Raw genomic sequence first — 6,620 nt, forward strand, 5'->3', positions numbered from 1 at the left:
AGACGCTCCAGATTGGGAGTAGATGTCTGGTCACCTTGCTAGGCCACATCAGAACTGGGAACGCGCCATACCTTTATGGCCAAAGCAGACATTGCGTGACGCAACTTCGACTACTGCTGTGCGGACCAAGCAGACGTTCGAGGGCGAGCCTCCGGGGCTTTCCTTCTTAGTTTTGTGCCCCGCTCCGAGAAAAGACCAATCGCTTTGGGCATGCTGATCTTGAGTCGAACAGCCTTCAGCAAAATATGAACGAGGTTCACAAAAATGCTTGCGCGACAAAAGTCGGCGTGCAATATAATATGAACATCGTTCACAAAAGGATGAAGCCCCATGACTATTCGCATTGCCATTTTGTCGTTGATTTCCATCGTATGTGCCGTTCCTTCGCTTGCAGGGCCAAGTGGCCAGCATTCCGCGAACGCTGCTGGTCATAGCGGTCAAGCAGCCAGCGAAGGTTCGGCAGCCGTTGCATCAGGAACGGCCGCAGTCATGGCGGTCCCGATTGTTGTATTTGGCGCCGGTCTCGCCATTTCAGGCGCGGCAATCGCAGATGTCGGCGTTGGCGGTGTTGCGCTTGGCAATGACTTATCCCGGGTCGGCACCGGACAACCGGTGTTGCATCAGGGTGTAACGCCAGATCCCGCTCCCACCCTCGATTGATCCGCATTCCAAGGAGAGCAATATGAAACGTCTATTTTCCATAATGTTGTGCGTGTTAGTTTCACTGTTACCGTCCATTTCGTTTGCTGGCAGCAGTGAGGCTGCAGCAGCGAAGCTTCCGCAGGCCGAGGTCGCGGCATTCGCAAACCGGGTTCAGCAGGACCTCGCAGCGCGCGGTGCCCATGTCGCCATCGTTTCGCGGGTTGGGCGCGACCCACGGAAACTGCCCTCAGGCGTGAACTATACACATGTAAGCTTCTGGGTTTACTCGCAAATCAAACATCCCGACGGCAGGTCCGGCCGCGGGTATCGGGTCTACAATCTGTACCAGAAGAGCGACAACCAAACGCGCAGTCATCTCGTGCAAGACAGCCCGGTGGATTTCTTTGCCGGCGCGCACAAGCTCGACGCGGGCATCATAATTCCTGACATCAGACTGCAGAAAAAGCTTTTGAAAGTGATCGCTAGCCCCACCTATGCGTCCTTGCACAATGCGAGCTACTCCGTGCTGGCCAATCCAAACACGAACCAGTTTCAGAACTGCACCGAGCATACTTTGGATGTTCTTTTTGCGAGCATTTACGACACGAAGAACGTCAACCAGATCAAGGCGAACATAGCGGCGCATTTCCAACCACAGGTAATCCAAATCGGTGGTCTCAAGCGATTGCTGGCACCCGCAATTTCCCAAGCGCTGACGACGACGGATCACAGAGAAAAGATTGCCACCGCAACATTTGGGTCCATCGCGCGCTTTATGGACAAGAACAAACTTGCAAAGGTCACTTACAGGATTGACCCTCTTAGAGCGACCAGCTTCTAGCGATACAGCGGCATCAGGACAAACTCATTCATCAGAAAATGACAAAAGAGAAACCTTTATCACGACGCGATCGCAACCTCGCCAACATTCGCGACACAGCCGTGCCAGTTGCAGAGCGCATCATCCTCGAAGAGGGGATCGATGCGCTCAACGCGCGTCGGCTTGCCAACGAAATCAGCGTGTCAGTAGGCTCGCTGTACAATGCCTTTGGCGATCTCGAAGCGGTTCTACGGGCAGTCATCGAGAAATCGGCTGTGATCCTGTCACGCAGATTGCATGCGGCGATTGAGCAGCCTGCCCCGGACGATCGGACAGTCCTTGTTACCTTAGGTGAGGCCTATCTCGATTTTGCCATCTCGGAACCGCAGCGTTGGTGGTTGCTGTTCGAATACAACTCGAACAATCCACCCGATGAGAAGATGCAGGAATTTCAGCTCAGCTTGCTGGAAATGCTGGTCGAGGCGGGTGGCGGCGATCCCAAGTTAGAGCAGCATCGACAGATATTCCTTATATTGTGGGCATCAGTTCATGGCCTTGTGACCCTCGCATGCCGACCGACGATCGTCGCAATCAATCCTGAGGCTGCCCGAACCTACATCGCTGATTTAGTCGATACCGGCCTCGAGAGTTTCTCCCTCGATCCAAATACCGGCCAGTGAATGATTACCCGGCGAATTGAAAATGCGGAGCGTCAAACGCTGAATAAGATATCGCATGTCGCGACTGATCCCGTCAGCTTTGGGCTCGGTGCCGTCGTTCCATCACCGTTCGTCTAACAACCGCTTCCAACCGGCGAATGTCCGGGCATCGGGCCACGCCGCTGAAATCGTTGAAACATCTGCATTTCGGGAACGGCGGCTTTCGGGACGTGGTTCAAACTTGACCCTCTGCATCGCCGCAAGACCGCTTCGAGCCCAAGGCAGACCTTGAAGAAGCCTCGGAAGACGGTGGGCGACATTTTGAAAAAGACTAACCTCGGTGTAAGCTTGTCTTAGAACTGCATCGAGAGGCTGAATACAGTCAGATTTCTGGGAGACGCTCTATGTCAATCGAAACCACCGCACGGGAATTCTTTGAAGCCTGCGAGACCGGTAAGGGCTGGGAAGGGTGCAAAGGCTATTGCCACGACGGCGCTACGTTTTCCGCGCAGGCCGATGCCTTGGCGGACGTGACCACGCTGGAAGGTTATGCCGAATGGATGAAGGGCCTTTTGACCCCGATCCCGGACGGGCACTATGAACTCAAGGCTTTCTCGACAGATGCGGACCGTGGAGTTGTTACAGCCTTTGCCGTCTTTCATGGCACTAACACTGTCGACGGCCCGGTACCAGCTACCGGAAAGACAGCCGCGGCTGATTACGTCTATGCGATGGATTTCGATGGCGACAAAATCTGCCACATGACCAAGATCTGGAACGATGGGCACTCCCTGAAGCAACTGGGTTGGGCCTAGGCAAGTTCGGCCCGGTGCTCCCCGAGCGATGCGCGGCCGGTCTGCAAAGTCATCGCGCAACCGGCTCTTTCCTTGCAAAACGCATGACGAAAGCGCGATCTACCCACACACGGTCAGGGGCTCCGGGCCTAGCATCGATCGTTGCTCGCTTGGCTCTCGTGCCTCGACCCGAGGCCCGATGCCAAGGAAATCGGCGGGATTGAACTGAGGATGAAGGCGCAGCCTACACGATACGCGAAGTCGGGAGATGTGCACGTCGCCTACCAGAAATTCGGCCGTGGCAAGCTGAACCTTGTTATCGTACCCGGCTGGATTTCAAACCTTGACTGTTGTTGGGACCATCCCAGTTCTGTCGCGTGGCTTGAGCGTTTTGGCGAATACGCAAGTGTCGTAATGTTCGACAAGCGTGGGACCGGCTTGTCTGACCGAGGCAAAGGCATGCCAGGCATGGACGAGCGCATGGATGACATCCGCGCCGTCATGGATCATGCTGGTGTAGAGGATGCCGCACTATTCGGCTTGTCAGAAGGCGGGACGTTGGCCGCCCTTTTTGCAGCTTCACATCCCGATCGTAGTCGAGCGCTCGTTCTTCAAGGTTCGTTGGCACGCTTCGAGCAATGGATCAAAGATCAAGCGGCCTTCGACGCCTTCTTAGGTTATGTTCGTGACTTCTGGGGCACCGGGGCAGGCTACCTTCGATATGCGCCGTCCATGGCAGGAGACGCGGATTACCAAGCATGGTGGGCGCGGCGCGAACGCGCTGGAGCAAGCCCGAGTGCAGTAGTCGACCTGATGAACCTAAACCGACAGATCAGCATTGCGGAGATTTTGCCCGCTGTGCAGTGCCCGACACTTGTTATTCACCGCTCGAGCGACATGATCGTAGACGTTGAAGGTGGAAGGGAGTTGGCGCGATCGATCCCAAATGCCGAAATGCTTGAACTTTCAGGCGACGATCACCTGCCGTGGGTAGGCGATGATTTGGAGATGATTTCGGATCGGATCGAAGAATTTTTGACCGGAACCAAACCCGCGCCAGCGATCGATCGAACGCTCGCAACTGTTTTGTTCACGGACATTGTCGGATCAACCGAACACGCAACTCGTATGGGAGACGAGGCCTGGGGAAACCTGCTGCAGCGCTATGACTCTTTGGTCGATGCCGAGCTTGCGCGGTTCCGTGGGGTTAAGGTCAAGTCTCTGGGTGACGGTCATCTCGCCACATTCGACGGACCAGCGCGCGCCGTTTATGCCGCCCTGGCTCTCGCTGAAAGGGCAGTCAAACTGGGGTTTGAAATCCGAAGCGGCGTGCATACCGGCGAGGTTCGGATGAGCAAAAACGATGTTTCGGGCTTGGCAGTTCATATTGCGGCGCGAGTTATGTCAGAGGCAGGTCCGTGCGAGTGCATCGTATCTAGGACCGTGCGCGATTTGGCCGCCGGTTCCGACCTCGGTTTTGAAGAGTGTGGTCAGAAACTGCTGAAGGGTGTTTCAGAGCCGATCCATACGTACAAGGCTTACAGAAGTTGAACTCCCATCGCCGCGCCGCGCCGTCCCATCGTCTTGAATGGCTTCTGTACGCGGCGTTGCAGACACCTGAACGAAACGCTCAGATGTCTCAGGAGAGCCCATTTCTTCCGAGGTTGCTTTCGCAGAATGCTGCCTGTGCAGGAAGAGGACAGGGCCGACTATAAGGCGCGACAGACCTTCAATTGCTTTCGGTCGCAAAATCGGCGGCCATTTGAAGCATTGCCAAAATGAAGTAAACGGCGTTGAGGATCTGAAGTGATCGAGAACATTTGGGTCCATTATCTGGGTTTCATTCGACGGGGAGCAAGGACTTGGCGGGATATTGGATAATTCGAGGTTCGGTTTCGGACACACAGGCACTTGAAGAGTATGCACGCAGATATAACGCGATAGGAGAGAGGTTTGGCGGACGATATCTGACTGCCGGTGGAAAGCATCAGATCCGCGAAGGTCGTGAATTTGACCGCGTGGTGATCGTCGAATTCGATAGTTTTGACCGCGCGGTCGCGTGTTACGAAGACGCAGAGTATCAAGAGTTAATCCCGGTCGCGCTCAAAGCTTATGGACACGACAGAGAATTTACCATTGTCGATGGTGATGGAAAGTTTACAAGTCCAGACTAACTCACCGGTGCTGGAAACGCTCGCAAATCGCAGCTGGCATTCCTCATTTGGAACGCCCATTGGCATCATAGTCGCCGCAACCGCCCAAAATCTCCGGAAACTCGCGAAACTGATCGCAGCTACCCCGGCAACGGCCTGAGCAACAGGCCCAATCACGCGAAATCGCAATGTGCTCGCGTTCCCCCGGCCGACTTCTTCAACACAATCAGCCCAAGGGAGCCATTGGCAAAGGTAGCTTGGGAAGGGTTTGGAGGGCAGTTTCCCCAAGCAAAGCGCCTCACCGTTAGACCAATCGCCTATGATGTACTAACAATCGGACGGGTCTATATGACGGGACCAGATTTTGAACGTGGCCACTGTATTCACAGGTTGGAAAGGCAGGAATGTCCAATCCCATTGTACCTAATCCCGAAATTGCGGCGATAGCGCTCAGGTGGTTTCACTCCTATGGGCGTGGTGAGGCCGAAACGATACTGAACTTGCTGTCAGACGACCCCGTGCTCAGCTTCATCGGTACCGCAGAAAATGAATATGGAAGCGGCGACAACTTTCGACGCGCCTTTCCGGAATATGTTGCAGCTCATCCATTGTTCGAATTTAACGACGCCGAAATAACCGCATATTCTTGCGGTAATATCGGTTGGGCGGTCGGGTTCGGAACAGTGAACGTTGTAACAGGCGAAATCGCACATATCCGCGTGACTCAGATTTACCACCTCGTGCATGGGTTCTGGCGTCTGATCCACGTGCACAACTCAAAGCCGACCCCAAATATTGACGGGATCAGCCAGGAGCTGACACAGCTTCAGGATCTGCTCGATGCCGCGCTCTCGTCGAACGCCGAACTGGCCCGGACGGGGCTTGCCACCATAATGTTTACCGATATTGCCGATAGTACAACTTTAGCCGCCACGGTTGGTGATGCGCGGTGGTCTACCGCTATTAAGTCTCATATTGCGCTTGTCGGTGAGATTGTAACGGAACACGGTGGCACAATGATCAAATCCCTGGGCGATGGCACAATGTCGTCTTTCAATTCGGCTCGCGCCGCCCTTTCTTCTGCAACCGCACTTCAAAGGGCCATGTACGATAGAGATAGTGAACCCCGGCTGCAAACGCGCATCGGGCTACACACCGGCGATCTGGTCGAGGAGGATGGCGATATGTTCGGGTCCGTCGTCAACAAGGCCGCTCGTGTCACAGCTGCCGCACAGCCCGGCGAGATCCGGGTCTCTGACGCAACCCGCGCGATGGTGGGCGGTAGCGTTGACTTCACCTTTTCTCAACAGGTCTCAATTCCTCTCAAAGGGTTAGATGGCGAGCACACGCTCTATCTATTGGAGTGGCAAACATGAGGGAGGCGTAGCGACGCCAAGCGAGCATTTTGCCAATTTCCGCAAAGTCCCGCGACTCGGACGTAGGCGTTGTTCAGGCCAAGGTCTGGTTCTCGCGTAAGCGGTCGCTCAAGTGCGAAAGTGGACGTGCCCGCGGCACAGGGCAGCCATTAGTGACCCCTGAAAGCTGCTTAGCA

At 55.1% G+C, this 6,620-nt stretch carries 7 protein-coding genes; all 7 read left to right on the forward strand.

The features are described 5' to 3' along the window. Positions 1-330: 330 nt before the first annotated feature. The 7 genes from GV827_RS22830 to GV827_RS22860 all read left to right on the forward strand — a co-directional run bounded on the left by GV827_RS22830 (position 331) and on the right by GV827_RS22860 (position 6,444). On the forward strand, positions 331-660 hold the full coding sequence (locus GV827_RS22830; protein ID WP_164356586.1) for a hypothetical protein: 330 nt from the start codon (positions 331-333) through the stop codon (positions 658-660). 22 nt (positions 661-682) lie between these two features. After that, the gene (locus tag GV827_RS22835) at positions 683-1,483 is read left to right on the forward strand and encodes a DUF2145 domain-containing protein (protein ID WP_164356588.1); all 801 of its coding nucleotides are present in this window, start codon (positions 683-685) and stop codon (positions 1,481-1,483) included. Between the two features lie 38 nt (positions 1,484-1,521). Continuing rightward, entirely contained in the window at positions 1,522-2,142 is a 621-nt protein-coding gene (locus GV827_RS22840) for a TetR/AcrR family transcriptional regulator (protein WP_164356590.1), read from the forward strand. A 383-nt stretch (positions 2,143-2,525) separates the two neighbouring features. Continuing rightward, positions 2,526-2,936 carry a nuclear transport factor 2 family protein gene (locus GV827_RS22845; protein ID WP_164356591.1) on the forward strand — a complete coding sequence of 137 codons (411 nt, stop codon included), beginning with the start codon at positions 2,526-2,528 and terminating at the stop codon, positions 2,934-2,936. Positions 2,937-3,146: 210 nt separating this feature from the next. Beyond that, positions 3,147-4,466, forward strand: a complete 1,320-nt coding sequence (locus GV827_RS22850) for an adenylate/guanylate cyclase domain-containing protein (RefSeq protein WP_164356592.1) — start codon at positions 3,147-3,149, stop codon at positions 4,464-4,466. A 311-nt stretch (positions 4,467-4,777) separates the two neighbouring features. Further along, positions 4,778-5,089 carry a DUF1330 domain-containing protein gene (locus GV827_RS22855; RefSeq protein ID WP_164356593.1) on the forward strand — a complete coding sequence of 104 codons (312 nt, stop codon included), beginning with the start codon at positions 4,778-4,780 and terminating at the stop codon, positions 5,087-5,089. Positions 5,090-5,472: 383 nt separating this feature from the next. Then, on the forward strand, positions 5,473-6,444 hold the full coding sequence (locus GV827_RS22860; protein WP_164356594.1) for an adenylate/guanylate cyclase domain-containing protein: 972 nt from the start codon (positions 5,473-5,475) through the stop codon (positions 6,442-6,444). The last annotated feature ends 176 nt before the right edge of the window (positions 6,445-6,620 follow it).

The sequence above is a fragment of the Sulfitobacter sediminilitoris genome (assembly GCF_010667575.1).
Classification (GTDB): domain Bacteria; phylum Pseudomonadota; class Alphaproteobacteria; order Rhodobacterales; family Rhodobacteraceae; genus Sulfitobacter; species Sulfitobacter sediminilitoris.